The organism is Cribrihabitans marinus (assembly GCF_900109035.1).
Lineage (GTDB): Bacteria > Pseudomonadota > Alphaproteobacteria > Rhodobacterales > Rhodobacteraceae > Cribrihabitans > Cribrihabitans marinus.
The window spans coordinates 1-19,979 of record NZ_FNYD01000012.1 but is presented as its reverse complement, the minus strand read 5'-3'; the positions used below and the strand labels follow the sequence as shown (position 1 = coordinate 19,979).

The 19,979-nt window shown below is 67.4% G+C and carries 17 protein-coding genes; 10 read left to right on the top strand and 7 right to left on the bottom strand.

All coding sequences use genetic code 11. The annotated features are described in order from the left end of the window. Positions 1–8: 8 nt before the first annotated feature. Positions 9–1,733, bottom strand: a complete 1,725-nt coding sequence (locus tag BMX57_RS17545; protein ID WP_092370310.1) for a ShlB/FhaC/HecB family hemolysin secretion/activation protein — start codon at positions 1,731–1,733, stop codon at positions 9–11. A 172-nt stretch (positions 1,734–1,905) separates the two neighbouring features. Between BMX57_RS17545 and BMX57_RS17540 the strand changes: the two genes are divergently transcribed. Continuing rightward, the gene (locus BMX57_RS17540) at positions 1,906–3,273 is read left to right on the top strand and encodes a hypothetical protein (protein ID WP_092370308.1); all 1,368 of its coding nucleotides are present in this window, start codon (positions 1,906–1,908) and stop codon (positions 3,271–3,273) included. Positions 3,274–3,276: 3 nt separating this feature from the next. Here BMX57_RS17540 and BMX57_RS17535 read toward each other — a convergent pair whose 3' ends face one another. From BMX57_RS17535 to BMX57_RS17525, 3 genes are all read right to left on the bottom strand, one after another. Further along, positions 3,277–3,576, bottom strand: a complete 300-nt coding sequence (locus BMX57_RS17535) for a CcdB family protein (protein WP_092370304.1) — start codon at positions 3,574–3,576, stop codon at positions 3,277–3,279. After that, complete coding sequence (locus BMX57_RS17530) at positions 3,576–3,812, bottom strand: type II toxin-antitoxin system CcdA family antitoxin (RefSeq protein WP_092370301.1); 237 nt, start codon at positions 3,810–3,812, stop codon at positions 3,576–3,578. The genes BMX57_RS17535 and BMX57_RS17530 overlap by 1 nt, the downstream gene beginning before the upstream one ends. A 146-nt stretch (positions 3,813–3,958) precedes the next feature. Continuing rightward, positions 3,959–5,179, bottom strand: coding sequence for an MFS transporter (locus BMX57_RS17525; RefSeq protein ID WP_092370298.1), 1,221 nt, complete (start codon positions 5,177–5,179; stop codon positions 3,959–3,961). A 151-nt stretch (positions 5,180–5,330) separates the two neighbouring features. Between BMX57_RS17525 and speB the strand changes: the two genes are divergently transcribed. From speB to BMX57_RS17510, 3 genes are all read left to right on the top strand, one after another. After that, positions 5,331–6,284: an agmatinase gene (speB, locus tag BMX57_RS17520; protein ID WP_092370295.1), complete on the top strand. Its 954-nt coding sequence runs from the start codon at positions 5,331–5,333 to the stop codon at positions 6,282–6,284. A 452-nt stretch (positions 6,285–6,736) separates the two neighbouring features. Continuing rightward, positions 6,737–7,963, top strand: a complete 1,227-nt coding sequence (locus tag BMX57_RS17515; RefSeq protein WP_092370292.1) for an ATP-grasp domain-containing protein — start codon at positions 6,737–6,739, stop codon at positions 7,961–7,963. Further along, positions 7,963–9,996, top strand: a complete 2,034-nt coding sequence (locus BMX57_RS17510) for a hypothetical protein (RefSeq protein WP_092370289.1) — start codon at positions 7,963–7,965, stop codon at positions 9,994–9,996. The genes BMX57_RS17515 and BMX57_RS17510 overlap by 1 nt, the downstream gene beginning before the upstream one ends. 244 nt (positions 9,997–10,240) lie before the next feature. Here BMX57_RS17510 and BMX57_RS17500 read toward each other — a convergent pair whose 3' ends face one another. From BMX57_RS17500 to hisD, 3 genes are read right to left on the bottom strand one after another with little or no spacing between them, the layout of a single operon-like run. Next, the gene (locus tag BMX57_RS17500) at positions 10,241–11,245 is read right to left on the bottom strand and encodes a nuclear transport factor 2 family protein (RefSeq protein ID WP_092370558.1); all 1,005 of its coding nucleotides are present in this window, start codon (positions 11,243–11,245) and stop codon (positions 10,241–10,243) included. Between the two features lie 34 nt (positions 11,246–11,279). Next, positions 11,280–12,245, bottom strand: coding sequence for a cupin domain-containing protein (locus BMX57_RS17495; RefSeq protein WP_092370286.1), 966 nt, complete (start codon positions 12,243–12,245; stop codon positions 11,280–11,282). Between the two features lie 33 nt (positions 12,246–12,278). After that, positions 12,279–13,607, bottom strand: coding sequence for a histidinol dehydrogenase (hisD, locus tag BMX57_RS17490; protein ID WP_092370283.1), 1,329 nt, complete (start codon positions 13,605–13,607; stop codon positions 12,279–12,281). A 573-nt stretch (positions 13,608–14,180) separates the two neighbouring features. Between hisD and BMX57_RS17485 the strand changes: the two genes are divergently transcribed. The 6 genes from BMX57_RS17485 to BMX57_RS17460 all read left to right on the top strand — a co-directional run. Beyond that, entirely contained in the window at positions 14,181–15,233 is a 1,053-nt protein-coding gene (locus BMX57_RS17485; RefSeq protein ID WP_092370280.1) for an ABC transporter ATP-binding protein, read from the top strand. 87 nt (positions 15,234–15,320) lie between these two features. Beyond that, positions 15,321–16,544 (top strand): ABC transporter substrate-binding protein, encoded by a 1,224-nt coding sequence (locus tag BMX57_RS17480; RefSeq protein ID WP_092370277.1) that lies wholly within the window; start codon positions 15,321–15,323, stop codon positions 16,542–16,544. 138 nt (positions 16,545–16,682) lie between these two features. After that, the gene (locus tag BMX57_RS17475; protein ID WP_092370274.1) at positions 16,683–17,705 is read left to right on the top strand and encodes a carbohydrate ABC transporter permease; all 1,023 of its coding nucleotides are present in this window, start codon (positions 16,683–16,685) and stop codon (positions 17,703–17,705) included. Positions 17,706–17,707: 2 nt separating this feature from the next. After that, positions 17,708–18,865, top strand: coding sequence for a carbohydrate ABC transporter permease (locus BMX57_RS17470; RefSeq protein WP_092370271.1), 1,158 nt, complete (start codon positions 17,708–17,710; stop codon positions 18,863–18,865). Between the two features lie 131 nt (positions 18,866–18,996). Then, positions 18,997–19,551: an ester cyclase gene (locus tag BMX57_RS17465; RefSeq protein ID WP_092370268.1), complete on the top strand. Its 555-nt coding sequence runs from the start codon at positions 18,997–18,999 to the stop codon at positions 19,549–19,551. Next, on the top strand, positions 19,548–19,979 hold a 432-nt coding region (locus BMX57_RS17460), incomplete at its 3' end, for an ester cyclase (protein ID WP_143057941.1). The genes BMX57_RS17465 and BMX57_RS17460, both read left to right, overlap by 4 nt.

Genomic DNA, 19,979 nt, shown 5'->3' with positions numbered 1-19,979 from the left:
GCCGCGGCTCAGAACCGGCGGCTGGCGACGATGCTGAACCGGTCGTCATCTGGTTCGTTGTCATCCCGTTCCCCCCTTCCGTATTCCAGCCGCAGCGTGGCGTTGCTGTAATCAGACTCCTCGATGGTCAGCAGCTCGATCCCGACACCGTAGGAGGTGGCGGTGGTGCTGCCCTGCTCGACGATCGTCGGCTGCTCCAGCCCGACCTCGCCATAGGCGCCGAACAGATAGGGCTTGACGATCAGGCCGATGCCGCCCAGCGACATGCGGCTCTGATGCGCCACTTCGGCCCGCATCACCCAGCCGTCATCGCCCTTGACGGAGCCTGCGTCGAAGGTCGACAGCTCGCCCGCCCCGGCGATGCTGAACTGCTCCGAGGTCAGCAGCGGATCGCCGAAATTCTCCTGGATCCGCCCACGCAGCGACAGGCTCCAGTCGGGGCTGAGCGGCCGGTCATAGCTTACGCCGACCACCAGCTTGGTGAACTCGTCATCCGCGCCCTGCCGCGACAACGGCACGCCGTTTCCGGCGGCCTCGGCGGCGCTGCGCGCGCCAAGCGCGTCGATGCCCTGCGACAGGATCGCGCTGGTGCGCAGATAGGCCCCCGAGTCGAACTGCCAGCCGGCATCCAGCGAGGCGCGCAGCACCGTAAGCTCGTCGCGATAGATCGGGATGTTGCCGCCCGGCAGCTTCAGCTCCTGCTCGTCATTCTGCCGGTCGAGGATGAATTGCGAGGTCAGGTTGAAGGCGCGGGAGCGGATCCACGGATAGTAGAGCCTGAGCGACAGCCGGTCGAACTGGCTGGTGGTGGGCACCAGCGCGTCATCGGGGTTGGACTGGCTCAGCGTGCCCTCGACATTGAAGGTCAGCCCGTCCAGCCCGATGGGCACCACCGCGCCCAGGGCAGCGATGCGGTATTGCGGATCGCTGCTGAAATAGTCCTGCGGCGCGCCGCCCAGCCGTCCATAGAAGGTCTCGCCCATCTCCAGCGCGCCGTTCAGCTCCAGCCCCATGCTCAGGTTGAACGGCCCCAGCTCGTCCGAGAGCGTGTTGTCCAGCCCGTAGGAGCCGGTGACGCGCTTGTATTGCCCGTCCAGGATAAGCGCAGTTCCGCCGCTTTGCTGGCCGGTGGCCAGGGTCGAGGCCAGCCGCACGCCATAGGTGTCGCCGGCCAGCAGCAGCGCGCGCTCGATCTGCTGGATGCGCAACCCGGGCCGGCCCACCAGCGGCGCGGTGATCGCGGCCACGCGGGCGCGCACCGGGTCCGGCACCGCGCTGCTGTCGATGCGCTCGACAAAGCCGTTCACCACCTCCACCCGCACCGTGCCGCCGTCGCGCACCGTCTGCTGCGGCAGCACCACGCGGGCCAGAACAAATCCCGCCTCGGCGTAGGCCGCCTCGAGCTCGCGCACGGCGCGGAAGATCTCGGATGCCGGCACCCGCTTGCCCGCCAGCGTGGCGCGGAACCGCTCGTTGGCCGCCCGCATCTGCGGCAGCGGGTTCCGCAGGTCCACCGCCCCCACCGTCACGAACAGCCGGTCGGACCCGGCGGGCGTGTCGGCGCCGGGGTCGCGCGCCACGGTCACCGGCGCAGAAGTGGCCTGCCGGTTCTCGGGCTGAAAGGTCGAGGGCGCGATGTTCGACGCGGTCTGCGCCAGCCCCGCCTGCGCCAGAAGCGACAGGACGCCGGCCAGCACCACCGTGCGCGGGGAAAGGGTATTCGCAAATGGCATCGACCTGTGGTCCGATCTGAAATGAACTGTTTCCAGCCAAGCGCAAAACACCCGCTTGACGCAAGGGAAAAGCCAAGCCGCGACACCGGTTTGTCGGTTTTTGGCGCTGCCCTGTTGGCGGATCGCGCAAAGCCGGTCAGACTGTATCCGACACCTTCAGGGCGGAGCATCCATGCTGACCCGGACGCAACAGGAGTTTCTGACCCGGTTCGGGATCGTGCCGGCCCCAGGCGGCGCCGACCCGGCCCCGACGGCGGATGCGGGCGACGACATGGCCCGCGCCGAGGCGGTGCTGGGCCGGGTGCGCGCCCTGCCGCCGCGCGGCGCCCGGCTGCTGGCGGGGCTGGCCACGCCACTAGCCCGGGCGCTGGCCGCCGCGCGCGAGGCCGAGCCCGCCCGCGCCGCGCAGCTGATGGCGCGCGAGGCCGACACCGTCCGCGCGCTGGATCGCGAGATCGACGCGGTGCGCCGCTATCTGGTCGAAGAGCCCAGATTTCAGGCCCGGCTGGCCGAGGCCCGCGCCCATCGCGCCGGCGGCGGGGCAATCGCGATCGAGGATTACCTGGCGCGGATCGAGGAGGACGAGGCCCGCCGCGCCAAGGCCGAGGCGCAGGGCGAGATCGACCGGGCGCTGGCCGCCTGCGACGCCCAGGAACACCGCCACGCCGCGATGATGGCCGAGGCCGAACGCGGCGCCGACTATGCCCGCCTGCGCGCCGGGCTGGAGACCGGTATCGCCGCCATCGAGGCGCAGGCCCCCGGCGGCGGCGCCGCCCGCCCGGTGCTGGCGGATGTGCGCGACATGATGGGCGAGGCCGAGAACTTCACCAAAAGCGCCAATTGGGTCGGCGCGGTGCTGACCCTGCGCAAGGCCGCCACCGAGCTCAAGGTGCGCACCAAGGGGCTGGAACTGGTCGAAGAGCTGCGCCCCGAGGAGCGCGACGACGATTTCGAGGCCAACCACGCCCGGCTGCGCGACATGATCGCGGGGCTGCGCAAGCTGCCCGCCGCCGGCCGGTTCCGCCCCGAGCTGATCGAATGTGTCGACATGCTCAAGCGCGCGCGCGGCGCCCTGCCCGACCAGGCCGCGGCGATGGGGCTGCTGTCGCAGGCGCGGCGGGTGCTGACCGAGATGACCGACGGGATGGTCGAGCATGGCCGCTTCGACAGCAACCTGCGGCAGGCCCTGGCGCAGCGCAAGGAACTGGCCGCGCTGAACGCCGAGCGCTGCGTGCAGGACGAGTTGGCCCGCGTCACCGACGCCCTGCGCGAGGCCGACGACCGCGCCCGCACCCGCGAATACCAGAAGGCGCTGGATGCGCTGACCCTGGCCGAGACCGCCCTGCGCGACGGGCTGGCCGCCGGGCAGCTCTATGCCGAGCAGGTCGCACCCGCCCGCCGCGCCATCGCGCTGGCCGCCAAGGACGGCGACGACACCGCCCGCGCCCGGCTCGCCGCGCTGGACAGCGCCTTTCGCGGCCGCGACCTGGCGCAGGCCCGCGCGCTGGCCGAGGCGGCGCTGTCGGCGCGGGCGGGCTAGCGCTCAGAACCCCTGGAACAGCATGTCCAGCGCGCGCGTCACCTCGTCGGCGCGCGCCGCCAGGCTGTCCACCGGATCGCGCAGCATTCCCGCCGGCACCGCGGCCAGGAACTGCGTCACCATCACATGCGGCACCCCGTCGATCTCGACCACCGGGTTCAGGAACCGCGCCGGCACCGGCGCCTGGCCCTGCGGGATCAGCGGCACCACGACCCGCGTGTTCAGCCCGCCCAGCAGGTCGCTCTGCACATCCAGCAACAGCGTTCCGGGCTGGGTCCCGGCAAAGACATCGTATTTCGCCATCAGAACTGCCGGAACGCCTCGAGCGGCAGGCCGTTGGCCTCGGCCCAGTCGTTGGAGCTGGCGATCGCCTCGGCATTCTCGCGCCGCCAGGCCTCGGCCTTGGCGCGGCGCACCGCCTCGCTCAGCCCCGCCTCGGCGGCGCGGCTGAGGTTCACGCCGAGCGCGCGCGCTTCGGCCAGCAGGGTCTGGTCCAGCGACAGGTTGGTGGCCTTGCGGGCGGTCTTGCTTGCTTGCATTGTGGAGCCTCCTTGTGAAGAGTATATGCGCAAACTTCATGCGCATCAACCTTGGGGCCCGGTTAACAAGCAAGGCCGGCCATTGCGGCGTCTTCTTTCGTCCGCACGGTTCGCGACACGAGCGAGGTGTCGCGCCCCGCAACGGCCTACGGGCGATCGAGCGAGAGGCCGGTGGCGCGGCCCAGGCGCAGCGCCAGGGGCAGGATCGCCAGCACCATCAGCGCGGACAGCAGGAACGGGGCACCGGGCATGTAGAGCTCGCCCTCGTCGTCGGTATAGACCTCGAAAACGAAGGTCAGGATCAGGGGCGCGACCACAGATGCAAAGGACGACAGCGAGGCGATGACCCCCTGCACCATGCCCTGCCGCCTTTCATCGACGCGGTTGGACGACATCGCAGTCAGCAGCGGCGGCGCCAGGTCCGAGAGAGCGGCCAGCACCAAAAACAGCGCCAGCCCCACCAGCGTTTCGGTAAACCCGAAACCCACCATCCCCACCAGCGCGGCCAGAAGCCCGATCACCAGCACCCGGAACTCGCCCAGCCCACGCACCAGCAGCGGCATCAGCCCGCCCTGCACCACGGCCAGCATGACCCCGTAGGCCGCCAGCGACAGGCCGATGAGGGCGGTGGACCAGCCGAACACCTCGCGCGTCCAGAACGCCCAAAGGGCCGGATAGACCATGTTGGCGAACTCAAAGACGAACAGCACCAGCAGCGGCACGGCCAGGTTGGGAATGCGGAACGCGTCGAGGATCTGGGCGAAGGGGTTGAGCTCGCGCCGGCCGAATGGTCGCCGGCGCTCGGGCGGCAGGCTCTCGGGCAGAACGAAGAGACCGAAGAGGACATTGGCCGCCGACATGGCTGCGGCGATCCAGAACGGCGCCGACAAGTGGATGGTCGCCGCCAGCCCGCCCAGGGCCGGGCCGAGAACGAAGCCGATGCCGAAGGCCGCACCGATCATGCCGAACCGCGCGGATTTCTCGCCCGCTGTCGAAATGTCGGCGATATAGGCCGTCGCGGTGATATAGGTCGAGCCCGCCATGCCCGCGATCAGCCGCCCCAGCAACAGCAGCCACAGCGACCCGGCCAGCGCCATGACCACGTAATCCGCCGCAAGTAGCGCCAGCGCGGCCAGCAGGACCGGCTTGCGTCCGATGGCGTCCGACAACGAGCCGATGGCCGGCCCGCACAGGAACATCGCGCCGGCATAGGCCGACATCAGCAGCCCCGCCCAGAGCGAACCCTCGGCGTTCGAGGCCGCGCCCACGCGCTCCATAAGCTCGGGCATGATCGGGAACACGATCCCGATGCCGATCGCGTCGATCAGAAGCGTCGCCAGGATAAAGAGGAACGGGCGGTCTTTCATCCGGTCTCTCTCGGACGATCCCGGCGCCAAGGCAAGGATGAAAGCCGCCCTTCGCCCTGGGAAACACCGCGGGAGCGGCCCCGGATTTGCCGCCGGCCACGACACCTGCGTAGGATGCGATCAGACAGAGCGAAACCGCCCGGAGCGCGAGATGAGCGACACCAAGCCCCGCCTGAACCTGCCCTTCGTCGGCATTTCCACCTTCGGCAAGCGCCCCCATGTCGGCGATTGGGACGCGCTCGACGCCGATATCGCGGTGCTGGGCGCGCCTTTCGACGCCGGCACCCAGTTCCGCGCCGGCGCCCGGTTCGGGCCGCGCGCGATCCGCGAGGCCTCGACCCTGTTCTCGTTCGGGCTGGGCGGGGCCTATGACCACGAGGACGACTGCACCTACCTGCCCGAGACCGTGCGCATCGTCGATCTGGGCGATGCCGACATCGTGCATACCGACACCGCGACCAGCCACGCCAACATCCGCGACGGCGTGGACACGATCCTGCGGGCGGGCGCCTTTCCGGTGGTGCTGGGCGGCGACCACTCGGTCAACATCCCCTGCATCGACGCCTTCGAGGGGAATGGCGATATCCATGTCCTGCAGATCGACGCGCATCTGGATTTCGTCGACGAGCGCCACGGGGTGCGCAACGGCCACGGCAACTGCCTGCGCCGCGCGGCCGAGAAGCCCTATGTCACCGGGCTTACCCAGGTCGGCATCCGCAATGTCTCATCCACGGCGCGTGACGGGTACGAGGCCGCCCGCGCGATGGGGTCCGACATCCTGTCGGTGCGCCAGGCCCGCGCGCTGGGGCCGCAGGAGGTGATCGCCCGCATCCCGATCGGCGCTCGGGTCTATGTGACCATCGACATCGACGGGTTCTGCCCCTCGATCGCGCCGGGCACCGGCACGCCCAGCCATGGCGGGTTCCTCTACTACGAGGTGCTTGAGATGCTGCAGGCCCTGGCGCGGCGACACGAGGTCGTGGGGATCGACCTGGTCGAGGTTGCACCGGATTACGATCCCGGCGGGGTCACCGCCACGCTGGCCGCGCAGGTTCTGCTGAATTTCCTCGGCTTCGTCTTTCACGCCCGCCAGACCACCCCCTGAAGCCTAGAGCGTCGGAAAATCGCATCCCGGATTAACGTTGCGAAGTCAGGCGGTTGACCCGGGTTGCTCCAAAGGGCGGGGAACCGGTTCACGTCTGCGCAGTTGATGTCCTGCCCCGATCCGTGGGATCATGGGGTATACCGAACCGGGCGCAAGAGGCCGCCCCGCCCGGCCTGGACCGGGGACGACCGGCCGCTTGGCGGCGCATCTCACATGCGCCCCGTGACGCTGCCCGCGACACCAGCAAGCGGCCCCGCGCCGCAGGAAGGTCGACCGCGACGGAACTGCACCCACGCGAGACACGGGCGGGCCCTGACCCGATGCCGACCCCGATGCGCGTAACCACGATTACAGCAGATCACACCCCGCCACCGCGCGGACCGTCACGCCCGAGGGGCCGGCGGACGGCATACCATGTCAGGTCAGGATCTGCCGACGGAAAGGACGGAACAATGACCGATAAGAACCCCGACAAGGGCTATGTCGCCCTCCTGGGCTGGAGCCTGAACGCCATCGACGCCGTGGACCGGTTCGACCGACGGTATGTGGTGGTCGCCCCGCCCTGGGCCGAGGCCTATTGCGAGCAGAACGACATCCCGTTCGTGCCGTGGGATTTTGACCGGCTGAACGAACGCTCGAACGAGCTGGCGCACAAGCTCGAGGAGATGGGCGTCGACGTGGCCATCCCGATCTTCGAGGAGACGGTGGAATGGGCCGGCGCGATCAATGCCGTGCTGCTCAAGAACCCGCGCCTGCTGGGCCAGGCCATGCTGTTCCGCGACAAGTCGCTGATGAAGCGGCGCGCGCAGCTGGGTGGCATCCGGGTCGGCGTCTTCGAAGAGGCGCATGACCGCGGCGACGTCATCCGCTTCCTCAAGCGGGTCAACCAGACCCTGCTCAAGCTGGACGGCGACCCCAATGATCCGATCCACTTCAAGGCCTTCGACAAGTCGGGCACCGCCGGGCACCGGGTGATCCGCACGCCCGAGGATGTCGACGGCATCCCCGACGACGAGTTTCCGGCGCTGCTGGAAAGCCATCTGGACGGCTGGGAATTCGCGGTCGAGGCGTGGATCAAGGACGGCAAGATCCAGTTCCTGAACATCTCGGAATACGTCACGCTGGGCTATTCGGTCTTTGTGCCGGCGACGCCGGAACTGGAAGCGCACCGGGAGCGGATCACCGAGGAGATCGAGAAGCTGATCGAAGTCTTCGACATCGAGTTCGGCTTCATCCATCCCGAGTATTTCCTGACCAGCGACAACAAGCTCTATTTTGGCGAGGTCGCCTATCGCCCGCCGGGGTTCAACGCGCTGGAGCTGATCGAGCGCGCCTATGGCTTCAACGGCTACCAGGGTCTGGTCGTCGCCTTCGACCCCAAGACCACGCAGGAGGAGCTGGACGCGTTCTTTCCCACGCCGATCAAGGACGCCAAGGGCCATGCCGGCTGTTTCGGAGTCTATCCGCGCCGCCGCGTGGTCAGCCGGCTGGAGATCCCGGAACAGACCGCCAACCATCCCTATTTCGAGTTTCACGAGCTGTCCGACCCGCGCGAGCACAAGGTCGCCAAGCGCTCGGCATTCGGCACGCATTGGGGGCTGGCCTATTTCTTCGGTGACAATGCCCACGAGTTGCGGGATCTTCTCAAGCAACAGGAAGAGCTGGACTACTACGTCTGATGACCGCAGATACCGCCCATTCCGCGCCGCCGCCCGAAGGGTCCGGGGTCGACGCCCCGGCCCTGCGGTTGGCCGAGACGCTGGACGTCGCGATCGCTCGGCTGGAGCAGGCGCGCCCCTTCGCCAAGTTCCGCCACCAGCGCCCGGTCCTGGACGTTGTGGCGCGGCTGCAGGCCATGCCCGGCGGGCTGGACGCGATCGCGGCACAGGCAGCCCGGATGGACGCGGCCGGGCTGTTTGCAGGGTCCGACTGGGACCGGCCCGAGACGCTTCTGCCGCAGCTTGTGGGCGGCACACTGAGCTCGGAAGATCCGGTCTCGGCGGCGCTTGAGCTGACCAGCCTGGCGCGATTCCTGGCGGTGGCAACCGGACAGGCACGGCATGACAACCTGCACAGCGACCAGGCCCGGCATTTCCTGACCCAGGTGCTGGCCCTGAACCTGCGCGACATCTTCCTGCCGCCCGACGAGACCGCGCGTATGCTGGGTGAGCGGTATGACCGCAAGCGGCGCGCGCTGACCTACATCTTCGAGCATATCGGCCTGACCGACGTTCTGGGTGTGCTGGTGACCGAGATCTGGCGTCTGCTGGAACAGCGCTCGGTGCAGGTGGGTGTGGCCAAGGACATGATCGCCCAGATCGCCATCGCGCTGCACGAGAAGGGCACCGAGCCGGGCAACGAACGGCTGGGCGCCGAACGCCTGGTCAGCGCGCTGTTCGGTCCGACCGTGGCCTCGCTGGACGATCCCGGTACTGCCGTCTACCTGGACCGCATCGCGCATTTCGACGAGGCCGGCCTGTCGCGCGAGGCGATGGGGTTTGCCCGCGCCATGCATGACACGGGGCTGGTGTCGGACTATCACGCGGCCTTCGTTACCTGGGCGGTGGATTATGCCGACCGGCCGCTTGTACCCGAGGCGCTGGGGCTGGGGTCGCGCGGCCTGGATTCCTGGCGCAACTACCGCCGCCTGATCCAGGACCTGATCGGTGCCGCGGTCACGCCGGCGACGCCGCAGGCGGTCTATGGCCTGGCAATGCTGCTCGAACGAGGCATCCTGCATCATGCGCCGATGGTCCCCGCGCTGGACCGGCAGCTACAACTGACCGTGCGCGGCCAAGCCCGCGAGCGGCTGATCCAGGGCTTCGGCGAGGCGGTGCCGCCCGAGGCGCATCTGCTGGCCGGGGTTGTCCAGGTGCTGGGACAGCCGCTGGGCATCGGCCAGGGCGCCAACCCGACCTGCCAGGCGGCGCGCGCCATCGCCATGTGGGCGCTGATCGAGCCGGACTACCTGCTGCACATCGTCACCCAGGCCGCCGAGTTCGACACCGTCCTGATGCAGTTCGAAGGCACCGCGATCGACGCCGCCGACCTGCCCGTGGGCCTGGCCGGGTTCGGGCCGATCGACGCCGATCCGGTCTCGGTCCTGTTGGTGTCTCACCTCGACCGGATCTATGCCGAAATGGGGCGGCTCTGCGCCGGGCGCGACGGCGATCCGCATCGCTGGATCAACCCGCAGTTCCACGGCTGGTGGGTGGCGCGGGACTGCGCCGTTGCCGTCGACGTGACCAGCGGCCGGCTGACCGGCTATGACACCTTCCTGCGCCGGTTCATGTCCAGCTATCACCCGCTTTTCAATGGCGACCGTCCGGTCAGCCACCCGCAGCCCGCCGGTATCGCGGTCACCGATCCCCAGGGACAGTTCGTCGGCTGGCACGCCATCGCGATCCTGCGCGTGGGCGAGGACCAGGCGGGCAAGATGCGGGTCTATTTCTACAATCCCAACAATGACAGCGGCCAGGATTGGGGCGGCGGCGCGGTCGTGTCCACCGGCGGCAACGGCGAACGCCACGGCGAGGGGTCGCTGGAGTTCGAACAGTTCCTGTCGCGGGTCTACCTGTTCCACGACGATCCGCTGCGCGGGACCGAGACCGACCACGACGTGCCGCAGGAGGTCATTGACCATATCCGCGACCTGGCCACCGGCAGCTGGGCGGCCGGCAGGCTGCCCGAGATCCCGCCCCGGGGGGCCTGACCCGCCCGGTTTCCGGGCGCAGGGAATCTGGTATGGCGGGTGGATGAGCACTTCCCATCGAACACCCGGATACGCCCTGCCCTCGGAACCCCTGGCGGCGGCCGGGGTTCTGTTCGCGTCGATCTGTTTCGGGATCGTGCCGTATTTCAGCCGCGGCCTGAGCGCGCAGGGCCTGGCGCCGCAGGTGGTCGCCATTTACCGCTACGCACTGGCCGCGTGGGCCGCGACCGTTGAGCGCCGCCGTTCAGGCGGTCAGGCCTTGCATCCGGCCCAGCACGTCCAGCCCCTGCTGTTTCCAGAAATGCAGCAGGTCGATGAAGACCCAGTTTTCGGACAGCTTGTCGCCCTCGCGCCGATACATGTCGATCACCCGCATGTCACCGGCCTGGCCGGTGGCCGGCATCCCCATGAAGCCGCCGGTGGGTTGCAGCGTCAGGTTGGGCCAGCCGAAGAAGCCGCCGAACTTGCCCTCGGCAATGCGGCAGACATGGCCGTTGAACACCCGCCCGGCAAAGGCCGCGCGGAAGGCGCCGGAATGCTGCTCGGCATAGCGTTCGATGGTGTAGGTCGCGCCGATACCGGCCGGACCCCACCAGATCATGTCCTCGTTCCAGGACCGGCGCAGCTCGTCGACCAGCGAATGGTCGGCACCGCCGCGCCAGCCGCCGCCGATATCCTTGACCATGAACTCGATCGCGGCCAGCGTGCGCTCGCCTTCCTCGGGATCCTGCGGCTGAAACAGCAGCCCGTCGTGATCGACCGGACCTGGCTGCACCAGATGCGCGCCGGTTTGCGGCGGAAACGGATTCTGCCCGGCCTGCATCATCAGATGCGGGATGTCGAAGAACATCGCGGTCTCGGTGATCGCGCCATTCTCGACCCGGTGAAAGGCCGCATAGCGCAGCATCGCGATCCTGCGCGTGGGGCGAATGCCCAGCCAGGGCGCGTCGAACAGCCCCATCAGGTGCCCCATCGACGCCACCCAGACAGCGCCGTCACCGTGATTGCGCCCGGCAAAGAACAGATCCAGCCGCCGCCGCAACGGCCGTAGCGCCGATTTCAGCGGCACCCAGAAGGTTTGCGCCACGGCCTCGGGCCCGCTCTGCTCGTCGAACGGGTGGAACCCCCGCCACAGCAGGTCGGGGGCGCAGAACCGCGCCATCACCCCGGCCACGTCGGGCCCCTCGGCGGCGTCCAGCGCCGCATAGAACGCGCGCACCAGCGCCTTGGCGCCCTGAAGGTCACTCATCGCGGTCCCCTCGGCCCCTGCCCCGTCCGCCATCTCAGCCCTTCCAGGTCGCGCCGGCCGGATCGTCGGTGCCGATCACGTGGTAGAGCGCGGCCTCGCCGGTCATCGACGGCACTGCGGAATGGGCCAGGTTCTCGGGCACGCTCATCGTATCTCCGGGCGCCAGGGTCGCGGCGCCGCCCTCCCATTCGACGCGCCAATGGCCCCTGACCGGCATCAGGACCGACGGGCGGTCATGGCTGTGCTTGCTGTCGGTGGCGCTGGCGCGGGTGATCAGGTCGACCTCGAACCCCGGCCGGTCGCGGATCACGCCCTGCTTGCCGATCACCTTGGCCGGCGCGTCCGAGGCGATGGCGCACAGGTCGTTGTAGCGCCGGACATAGCCGCCGATGACCTGCATCGGGGTCGGCTCGTCCACCTTGGCCAGTTCCTCCTCGGTGAGAAGCGGCATCGGCTTCACGCCCTCGGGCAGGCTCTCGCCCTTCTTGGTGTCGTAGAGCTTGCCGTTGTCACCCAGAACCAGCCCGTGATCCTTCGCATCCTCGATCACCTGCGGCGCCCAGATCACGCCACCACCGGCATCGTCGCCGCCCAGGATCGCCATGATCATCCCGTAATCGGTGCCGATATTCTCGAACCCGCGGAACGTGTTGGTGGGGATGTTGAAGATGTCGCCCTCTTCCAGCACCACCTCGCCGGCATCGCCCCAGCGGCCCCAGAAGAACCGCCAGCGCCCCTTGAGGACAAAGAAGACCTCGGCGGTGCGGTGGTTGTGCAGGCTGTTGCGGCAGCGCGGCGGCTGGCCGGCGGCGCCGATGTTGAACCCGTGCGGAATGGTGATGTGCACGTGCTGGTCGGGGCTTTCGGACACACCGCCACCGATGATGGTGAAGTTTTCCTTCTGGTCGCTGCCCGGCGTATGCGCGTCGATGAAGGCGGTCTTGCAGGGCTGCAGGTCGCCGTAGCGGACGATGCGGGCTTCCATCTCGGTCGGGGTCATCTGGTTGGGGTCTCCTGTGGGATGTTCTGGAGGTTATTCTGCGGCATCGCGATGCGGCGCGGGCGCGCCATAGGGCACGTTGACCCCGCCATAGCGGCGGACCCGCACGTTGCACTGCTCGGCATGGCCGACGAAACCTTCGAGGATGCACAGGCGCGAGCCGTATTCGCCCACCATCGTCGCCGCCTCGTCGGTCAGAACCTTCTGATAGCTGTGGGTCTTGAGATACTTGCCGACCCACAACCCGCCGGTATAGCGCCCGGCCTTCTTGGTGGGCAGCGTGTGGTTGGTGCCGATCACCTTGTCGCCATTGGCGACATTGGTGCGCGGGCCGAGGAACAGCGCGCCATAGCAGGTCATGTTGTCGAGATACCAGTCGTCGCGGCCGGTCATCACCTGCACATGCTCCGAGGCGTAGTCATTGGCCACGGCCAGCATCTCGTCATGGCTGTCGCACAGGATCACCTCGCCATAGGCGTCCCAGCTGACCGAGGCGGTGCCCGCGGTCGGCAGGATCCCCAGCAGCCGGTCGATCTCGGCCAGGGTGGACTCGGCCAGCGCGCGGCTGTTGGTCAACAGGACGGCGGGCGAGTTGTAACCGTGTTCAGCCTGCCCCAGAAGGTCGGTGGCGCAAATCTCGGCATCGACCGTGTCGTCGGCGATCACCATCGTCTCGGTCGGGCCGGCAAAGAGGTCGATGCCGACGCGGCCGAAAAGCTGGCGCTTGGCTTCGGCGACAAAGGCGTTGCCGGGACCGACCAGCAGGTGCACCGGGTCGATGGTCTCGGTTCCCAGCGCCATCGCGCCGATCGCCTGGATGCCGCCCAGCACATAGATCTCGTGCGCGCCGCCCATCTTCATCGCGGCGATCACGCCCGGATTGGGCTCGCCGTTGAAGGGCGGCGTCGCGGCGATGATCCGCGGAACGCCGGCGACCGAGGCGGTGGCCACCGACATATGCGCGCTGGCGACCATCGGGAACTTGCCGCCCGGCACATAGCAGCCCACGGACTGCACGGGGATGTTCTTGTGGCCCAGGATCACGCCCGGCAGGGTCTCGACCTCGATATCCTTCATCGAGTCGCGCTGCGCCTGGGCGAAGTTGCGCACCTGGTCATGGGCGAAGCGGATATCGGCCATCTCGCGCTCGGACACTTTCGAGGTGATCGCCTCGATGTCGCTCTCGGACAGGCGGTAGGAGGGCGGGCTGTACTTGTCGAACTTCTCGCTCAGCTCGCGCACCGCCGTGTCGCCGCGCGCCTCGATGTCCTTGAGAGTCGCCTCGACCACCGCGCGGGTCTTGGCGTCGTCCTCGGCCCGGTCGGCTTCGGGCTTGCCGCGCTTGAGGTAGGTGATGGTCATGTCATTGCCTCCTGTCCTGATCGGATTGGGCGCCCCTTTCAGGGCGTCCGACGCGCCGCTCGGCCCCGGTGCGACGCCGGGCCGACCTGCCCATGCACCTGTCCTGGCCGCCTCCCGGCAAGCTCGCCCGGCCGTTTCGGGACGGGTGATCCGCGAATCGGCCTGAATACGTATTCATCACACTAGATCAACCTCGGGCAGCGTTCAAGGAGGGATTGGCCGCACCAACGGACCTCCGTGCTCTGCCGGACCCACCATCGGCCCGGCCCCGTCAGTCCCGGCGTGCTCCGCCGGGTGCTGAGGCCGATCCGAGTCCTGGATCTAGCTCCTGACGCCGGAAAATTGCTTGCTGCCGACACCTCCTAACCCGATAATTTCGCAATGACCCATGTGCCGCGCGCATAGCGCGCTTTTTGCGCGCCCGGCAGCTGAGAGCGTAACCCCGGTGTGGGAGGTCGGTTTCATCGGGCCCGAATCGCGGCGAACAATAAGCCCTTGCCACGAATCAGGTCTTGCGCAATGATGTTTTGAATACGCTTGCAAAGATCTCGACAGCAACCGACAGGGACTGACATGGCAGAAATCCAACTCCGCAAAATCTCCAAGCGCTGGGGATCGTTCGTTGGCGTCGACAGTTTCGACCTGACCATCGCCGACCAGGAATTCCTGGTCCTGCTCGGTCCGTCCGGTTGCGGCAAGACCACGACCATGCGGATGATCGCGGGGCTGGAGGATGCCACCGAGGGCGAGATCTGGATCGGCGACCGCAAGGTCAACGACCTGGACCCCAAGGACCGCGACGTGGCGATGGTGTTCCAGTCCTACGGGCTCTACCCGCATATCAACGTCTACGAGAACATCCGCTTTCCGCTCAAGGTCCGAAAGGCCGACCCCGCCACCCATGACGAGCGGGTGATGAAGGCGGCCGAGATGGTCGAGCTGACCGATTTCCTGCACCGCAAACCGGCCGAGCTGTCCGGTGGCCAGCGCCAGAGGGTCGCCCTGGCGCGCGCCATCGTGCGCAAGCCGTCGGTGTTTCTCATGGACGAGCCGCTCAGCAACCTGGACGCCAAGCTGCGGGTTTCGACCCGCGCCCAGATCAAGAACCTCAGCCACGAGTTGAAGGTCACGACCGTCTATGTGACCCATGACCAGATCGAGGCGATGACGCTGGCCGACCGCGTTGTGGTGATGAAACAGGGCATCGTCCAGCAGGTCGGCACGCCCACCGACATCTATGACATGCCCGCCAACACGTTCGTCGCCAGCTTCATCGGCTCGCCGGCGATGAACCTGATGGAAGGCGTGATCGAGGGCGGCACCTTCCGCGGCAAGAATGTCGAGATTTCCGGGCTGCAGGCCTCTGACGGCGAGGTGACGCTGGGCTTCCGGGCCGAGGATGCCGAGGTCGCCGACGGCAATGGCCAGGTCAACGCCCCGCTCTACACGATCGAGCTTCTGGGTGACGCCACCATGCTGACGGTGCGGGCCGGCGGCCAGCTCGTCTCGGTCAAGGCGCACAAGGAATTCCGGGCCGAGATCGGCGACATGGTCTCGTTCTCGGTGCCGACCGACATCTGCCACCTGTTCGACACGGCGACGGGGGCGAGAATCGGGGCCTCCTGAGGTCCTGCGCAATTGCCCCGTCAGGGATGGGGCGGAACAGGGCGCGGCGACATGGGCGGCGTCCGGTAGTTTACAGGGAGAGAAAGAATGAAGTTGAGAAACCTTGCATTGGCCGGGGCGGTCGCTGTGACCGGCACCGGCGTATGGGCCGAATGCGCCTTTGAGAACGAGATCGAGGTCAAGATGCTGTCGGCGGGCTTCGAGGCCTGGAAGGCGGTCGCCGACGCGATGGCCGAATGCGGCAATTTCGAAGCCGAGCTGGACCAGGAGTTCCGCACCAAGCAGCCCGCCGCCTTTGCGGCCAGCCCGTCGCTCTACCATCTCGGCGGCGTGTCGAACGGCACCATCACCCCGCTTCTGAACGAGGGCACGATCCGCCCGCTTGACGATCTGGTGGCCGAATACGGCCAGGACCTGTCGCCCAACCAGCTGATCCGCATCGACGGCAAGATCATGGCGATTGCCATGATGGTGAACACACAGCACCTGCAGTATCGCGCCGACATCCTCAAGGATCTGGGCCTCGAGGTGCCACAGACCTGGGACGAAGTGATGGCCGCGGCCGAGAAGATCCAGGAGGCCGGCGTGGTCGACTACCCGCTGGGCGCCACACTCAAGTCCGGCTGGAACCTGGCGCAGGACTTCGTGAACATGTTCTACGGCTACGGCGGCAGCTTCGTCGACGACAGCAACAACCCGACGATCAACAACGAAGCCGGGATCAACGCGCTTGAGACCATGAAGGCGATGACGCCCTATCTCGACCCCGAATACCTGGTGTCGGATTCCACCTATGTCCAGCAGCAGTTCCAGCAGGGCAAGATCGCGATGGCCAACCTCTGGGCCAGCCGCGCCGCCGCCGCCGACATCGAGGGCGAAAGCCAGGTCGTCGGGCTGGTGGAAACCGCTGCCGCCCCGCTGGCCACCGCGGACGGTCCGCCGGCCACCACAATCTGGTGGGACGGCATCGTCGTGGCCGCGAACATTTCGGATGAAGAGGCCGTCGCCGCGTTCAAGCTGATCGTCGAGGGCCTGGACGAGGAGATGGTGAGCGCCAACAACGAGGCCGCGATCTGGCTGGTTCCCGGGTATGAGCCCGGCCGCTTCGCCACGGGCGCGATCGAGACGCTCAGCGCGCAGCCTTCCCCGCCGGCCTATCCGTCGACCACGGCCATGGGCCTGATGCACACCGCGCTCGGCAACGGCATCAGCGACTACCTGACCGGCGCCAAGGATGCGGAGACCGCCCTGGCCGATATCGAGGCGGCCTATATCACGTCGGCCAAAGAGGCCGGACTGATCACCGAGTAACACCACTCCGGGAAGGCGGCACGCCCGCCTTTCCACCCGCCCCTGCCGGGGCATCGGACGTCGCGGCACCCCGCCCGACCGTCCCGAAGTACGCAGGCGCCACCAGCAAAGTCACCCAGCCGAGGAAGGGCCGGAGACATGAAGTTCAAGACATTCATCGCGTTCGTCGGACCATCACTGTTCATGATGATGCTGTTCATCGCGTTCCCGCTGGTCAGCGTCTTCACCCAGAGTTTCTACAACGTGCAGCCCGAGTTCGAGCAGGTCGAGGTCGAGACCTGCACCCCGGGCTTTCCCACCCAGACCTGCGTTACCGAGGTCAAGAGCCGGCCGGTCATGGACGAGAACGGCAACATCAAGACCACGACCCATTTCGTCGGCCTGCAGGCCTATCGCGACGTTCTCGAATTCGACCGCGTCGGCGCGGCGATCCGGAACGGCAGCTGGTCGCAGCTGATGACCATCGACTTCTGGAAGGCGCTGCGCTTCACGCTCACCTTCACGCTCTTCACCCTTCCGCTGGTGATCGGCGTCGGCCTGGCCATCGCGCTGGCGGTGAACAATGCCGCGCGATCGCTGCGCGGGCCGGTGATCTTCATCTCGCTCTTGCCCTTCATCATCACGCCGGTCATCGGCTCGCTGTCGATCTACTGGCTGTTCGTTGGCGACGGCATCCTGACCGCCGCGCTGGAGCGTTGGCTGGACAAGGACATCGCCATGTTCGCCCAGGCCTGGACCATCGAGTTGCTGATGCTGTTCTACCGGGTCTGGCATGTCGCGCCCTTCGCCTTCGTGATCTTCTACGCCGGATTGCAGACCGTGAACCAGGACACGCTGGAAAGCGCGATCATCGACGGGGCCAACCGTTTGGAGCGTCTGCGCTACGTGATCGTGCCGCATCTGATGCCGTTGATCATCTTCATCGCGATCATCCACCTGATGGACTCCTACCGCGTGTTCGAAGAGGTCGTCGGTTTCCGCAGCCAGAGCCACGTCATCTCGCTGCAGTGGCTGACCTATGACTTCCTGGTCCCCGACGACTCGGGCAACCGCGCCATCAGCCGTGCCTCGGCCAGCGCCATGCTGACCATGATCGGGATCGTGATCCTGCTGATCCTGCCACTGCGCCGCACCTGGCGCGACCACAAGGGGAGCCACTGACCATGTCGACGCCCAAAGCAATGCGGCAGTCCCTCGGGCTGCGTCTCGGATCGGCCGGTTTCCTCGCCTTCTGGTGCCTGATCGCGGCCTTCCCGATCTTCTGGATCACGGTGATGAGCTTCAAGTCGCCGGTGGATGCCTTCGCCACCAACCCGCTCGAGGTGATCTTCGGGCCGAGAACCCGCGCGGGCGGTGACGGCCTGTCGATCATCGACATCGTGCTGGGGCTGCTGGTGCTCTGGTGGTCGGGGAAATTCGCCATGGGCCGGCTGCCCGAGATGGTGGCCCGCTTCACCCAGCCGGGCACCGTGCTGCTGGGCTGGATCATCGCGGTCGTCGGCTTTGCGGTGGCTTTCATCGTGCTGTTCTTCGCCATTCTCCCGGTGGTGCTGTCCGGCCTGAACGCCATCGCCGGCCCGCTCGGCAATCCGATCCTGGGCCTGACCACGGTGCACTACCAATCGGTCTGGGTCGAAAACGAGTTCTACCGCAACTTCATCAACTCGCTGATCGTGACCACCGGTGTCGTCACCGTGTCCCTGACCGTCGGCACGCTGGCGGGCTACGGGCTGGCCCGGTCGGGATCCAACCTTGCCTTCTGGCTTCTGATCCTGGCGCTGATCTTCCGCGCGCTGCCGCACTCGGTTCTGGTGGCGGGTTACCTGCCGGTCTTCATCAACTCGTCCGAGATCCTGCGCCCGATCTTCGGTGACGCCGCGCCCACGCTCTATGGTCAGCCCTATGCGGTGATCGCGGTTCTGGTGGCGATCAACCAGCCCTTCACCATCTGGATGCTGCGCTCGTTCTTCCACAACATCCCGACCGAGCTGGACGAGGCCGCCCGCGTCGACGGCTGCTCGCATTTCCAGGCCTTCCGGCGGGTGATCATGCCGGTAATGTGGCCCGGCGTCATCACCACCGGCCTGTTCAGCTTCCTGCTGGGCTACAACGACTTCCTGGTCACCTCGCTGCTGCTGGATGCGCAGAACCAGACGATGGTCCCGGCCATCGCGGGCTATTTCAACCGCGAGACCACGACCACCGACCAGGTCGAGGCCATCGCCGCGGCGGTGTCGATCACCGCCCCGCTGTTCCTGCTGGTGATGGTGTTCCAGCGCCAGATCGTCAGCGGCCTGACCGCCGGCGCGGTCAAGGGCTGATGGGCTGTGCCGCCCGTCACCGGGCGCGGGGCCGTCACCCCGCGCTCAACCGGATGCCCCGGGATTTCCTGGAAAGGGCGCGGCGAACCCGCGCATAACCCCTTCAGCGAATATCCAAAAGGACAAGGCCGATGAAAGGCATCCGACCCGAACAGGCGGTTCTGAGCCGCGATACCGACATGACGAAAACCGACGAGACCCGCCAAGTGATCGAGAGCATGGTCGACGGGCTCAACGACCACCGCATCGCCGATATCGGCGAGTTCTTCGCCGAGGGGTTCCGCTGGCGCGGCAACTACGGCTGCGGCACCAAGACCGGACTCAGGGAGTTTCAGGACAACTGGCAGCGCCCGTTCCAGGCCGCCTTCTCGGACAAGGTCTGCATCGACGAGGCGCGGCTCTACATGGGCGAATGGGCCGCCGCCTTCGGCCGGCAAGAGGCCCGGCATACCGGGGCCTTCATGGGGGTTGAACCCACCGGCAAGCGGGTGGAGATACGCTATATGGATTTCTGGAAGGTCGAGGACGGCAGGATCGCGGACAACTGGGTGATGGTCGATTTCCCGCATGTGCTGGCGCAGCTGGGCGTCGACGTGTTCGACGGCCGCGGCTGGGAGGCCTATGACCGCGGCGAGCGCCCTGCCCCGTCTCCGGACGCGGCCCGGGTTTCGGAGGAGCGGACATGAGCGCACCCGACCGACATACCGAGCACAAGGCCCGGCTCGCGCCGCTGCGCGCGGCGATGTATGATTTCACCGAAACCGGCGTACGCGCGGCGCTGGCCGGGCTCGCCGCCCCGGACGCGCTGTTCCGGCTGGCCTTTCCGTTTGGCGACATGACCGGGCCCGAGGCGTTCTACGACCGGGCCTATGCCCCGCTCTTCGCCGCGATCCCCGATCTGGAGCGGCGCGACTTCATCGTGATGGCCGGGCCCACCCCCGAGGGCGCCGATTGGGTCGGCTGCGGCGGCTATTATACCGGCACTTTCGCCGCACCCTGGATGGACATCCCGCCCACCGGGCACCAGATGCACCTGCGCTTCCACGAGTTCTACCGCTTCGAGGACGGGGTGATGACCGAGTTCCAGGCGCTCTGGGACATCCCCGAGGTGATG

Excerpts from the sequence above, each read along its gene's own strand:
- BMX57_RS17545 (WP_092370310.1), bottom strand. The coding sequence starts at position 1,733 with ATGCCATTTGCGAATACCCTTTCCCCGCGCACGGTGGTGCTGGCCGGC.
- BMX57_RS17540 (WP_092370308.1), top strand. The coding sequence starts at position 1,906 with ATGCTGACCCGGACGCAACAGGAGTTTCTGACCCGGTTCGGGATCGTG.
- BMX57_RS17535 (WP_092370304.1), bottom strand. The coding sequence starts at position 3,576 with ATGGCGAAATACGATGTCTTTGCCGGGACCCAGCCCGGAACGCTGTTG.
- BMX57_RS17530 (WP_092370301.1), bottom strand. The coding sequence starts at position 3,812 with ATGCAAGCAAGCAAGACCGCCCGCAAGGCCACCAACCTGTCGCTGGAC.
- BMX57_RS17525 (WP_092370298.1), bottom strand. The coding sequence starts at position 5,179 with ATGAAAGACCGCCCGTTCCTCTTTATCCTGGCGACGCTTCTGATCGAC.
- speB (WP_092370295.1), top strand. The coding sequence starts at position 5,331 with ATGAGCGACACCAAGCCCCGCCTGAACCTGCCCTTCGTCGGCATTTCC.
- BMX57_RS17515 (WP_092370292.1), top strand. The coding sequence starts at position 6,737 with ATGACCGATAAGAACCCCGACAAGGGCTATGTCGCCCTCCTGGGCTGG.
- BMX57_RS17510 (WP_092370289.1), top strand. The coding sequence starts at position 7,963 with ATGACCGCAGATACCGCCCATTCCGCGCCGCCGCCCGAAGGGTCCGGG.
- BMX57_RS17500 (WP_092370558.1), bottom strand. The coding sequence starts at position 11,245 with ATGAGTGACCTTCAGGGCGCCAAGGCGCTGGTGCGCGCGTTCTATGCG.
- BMX57_RS17495 (WP_092370286.1), bottom strand. The coding sequence starts at position 12,245 with ATGACCCCGACCGAGATGGAAGCCCGCATCGTCCGCTACGGCGACCTG.
- hisD (WP_092370283.1), bottom strand. The coding sequence starts at position 13,607 with ATGACCATCACCTACCTCAAGCGCGGCAAGCCCGAAGCCGACCGGGCC.
- BMX57_RS17485 (WP_092370280.1), top strand. The coding sequence starts at position 14,181 with ATGGCAGAAATCCAACTCCGCAAAATCTCCAAGCGCTGGGGATCGTTC.
- BMX57_RS17480 (WP_092370277.1), top strand. The coding sequence starts at position 15,321 with ATGAAGTTGAGAAACCTTGCATTGGCCGGGGCGGTCGCTGTGACCGGC.
- BMX57_RS17475 (WP_092370274.1), top strand. The coding sequence starts at position 16,683 with ATGAAGTTCAAGACATTCATCGCGTTCGTCGGACCATCACTGTTCATG.
- BMX57_RS17470 (WP_092370271.1), top strand. The coding sequence starts at position 17,708 with ATGTCGACGCCCAAAGCAATGCGGCAGTCCCTCGGGCTGCGTCTCGGA.
- BMX57_RS17465 (WP_092370268.1), top strand. The coding sequence starts at position 18,997 with ATGAAAGGCATCCGACCCGAACAGGCGGTTCTGAGCCGCGATACCGAC.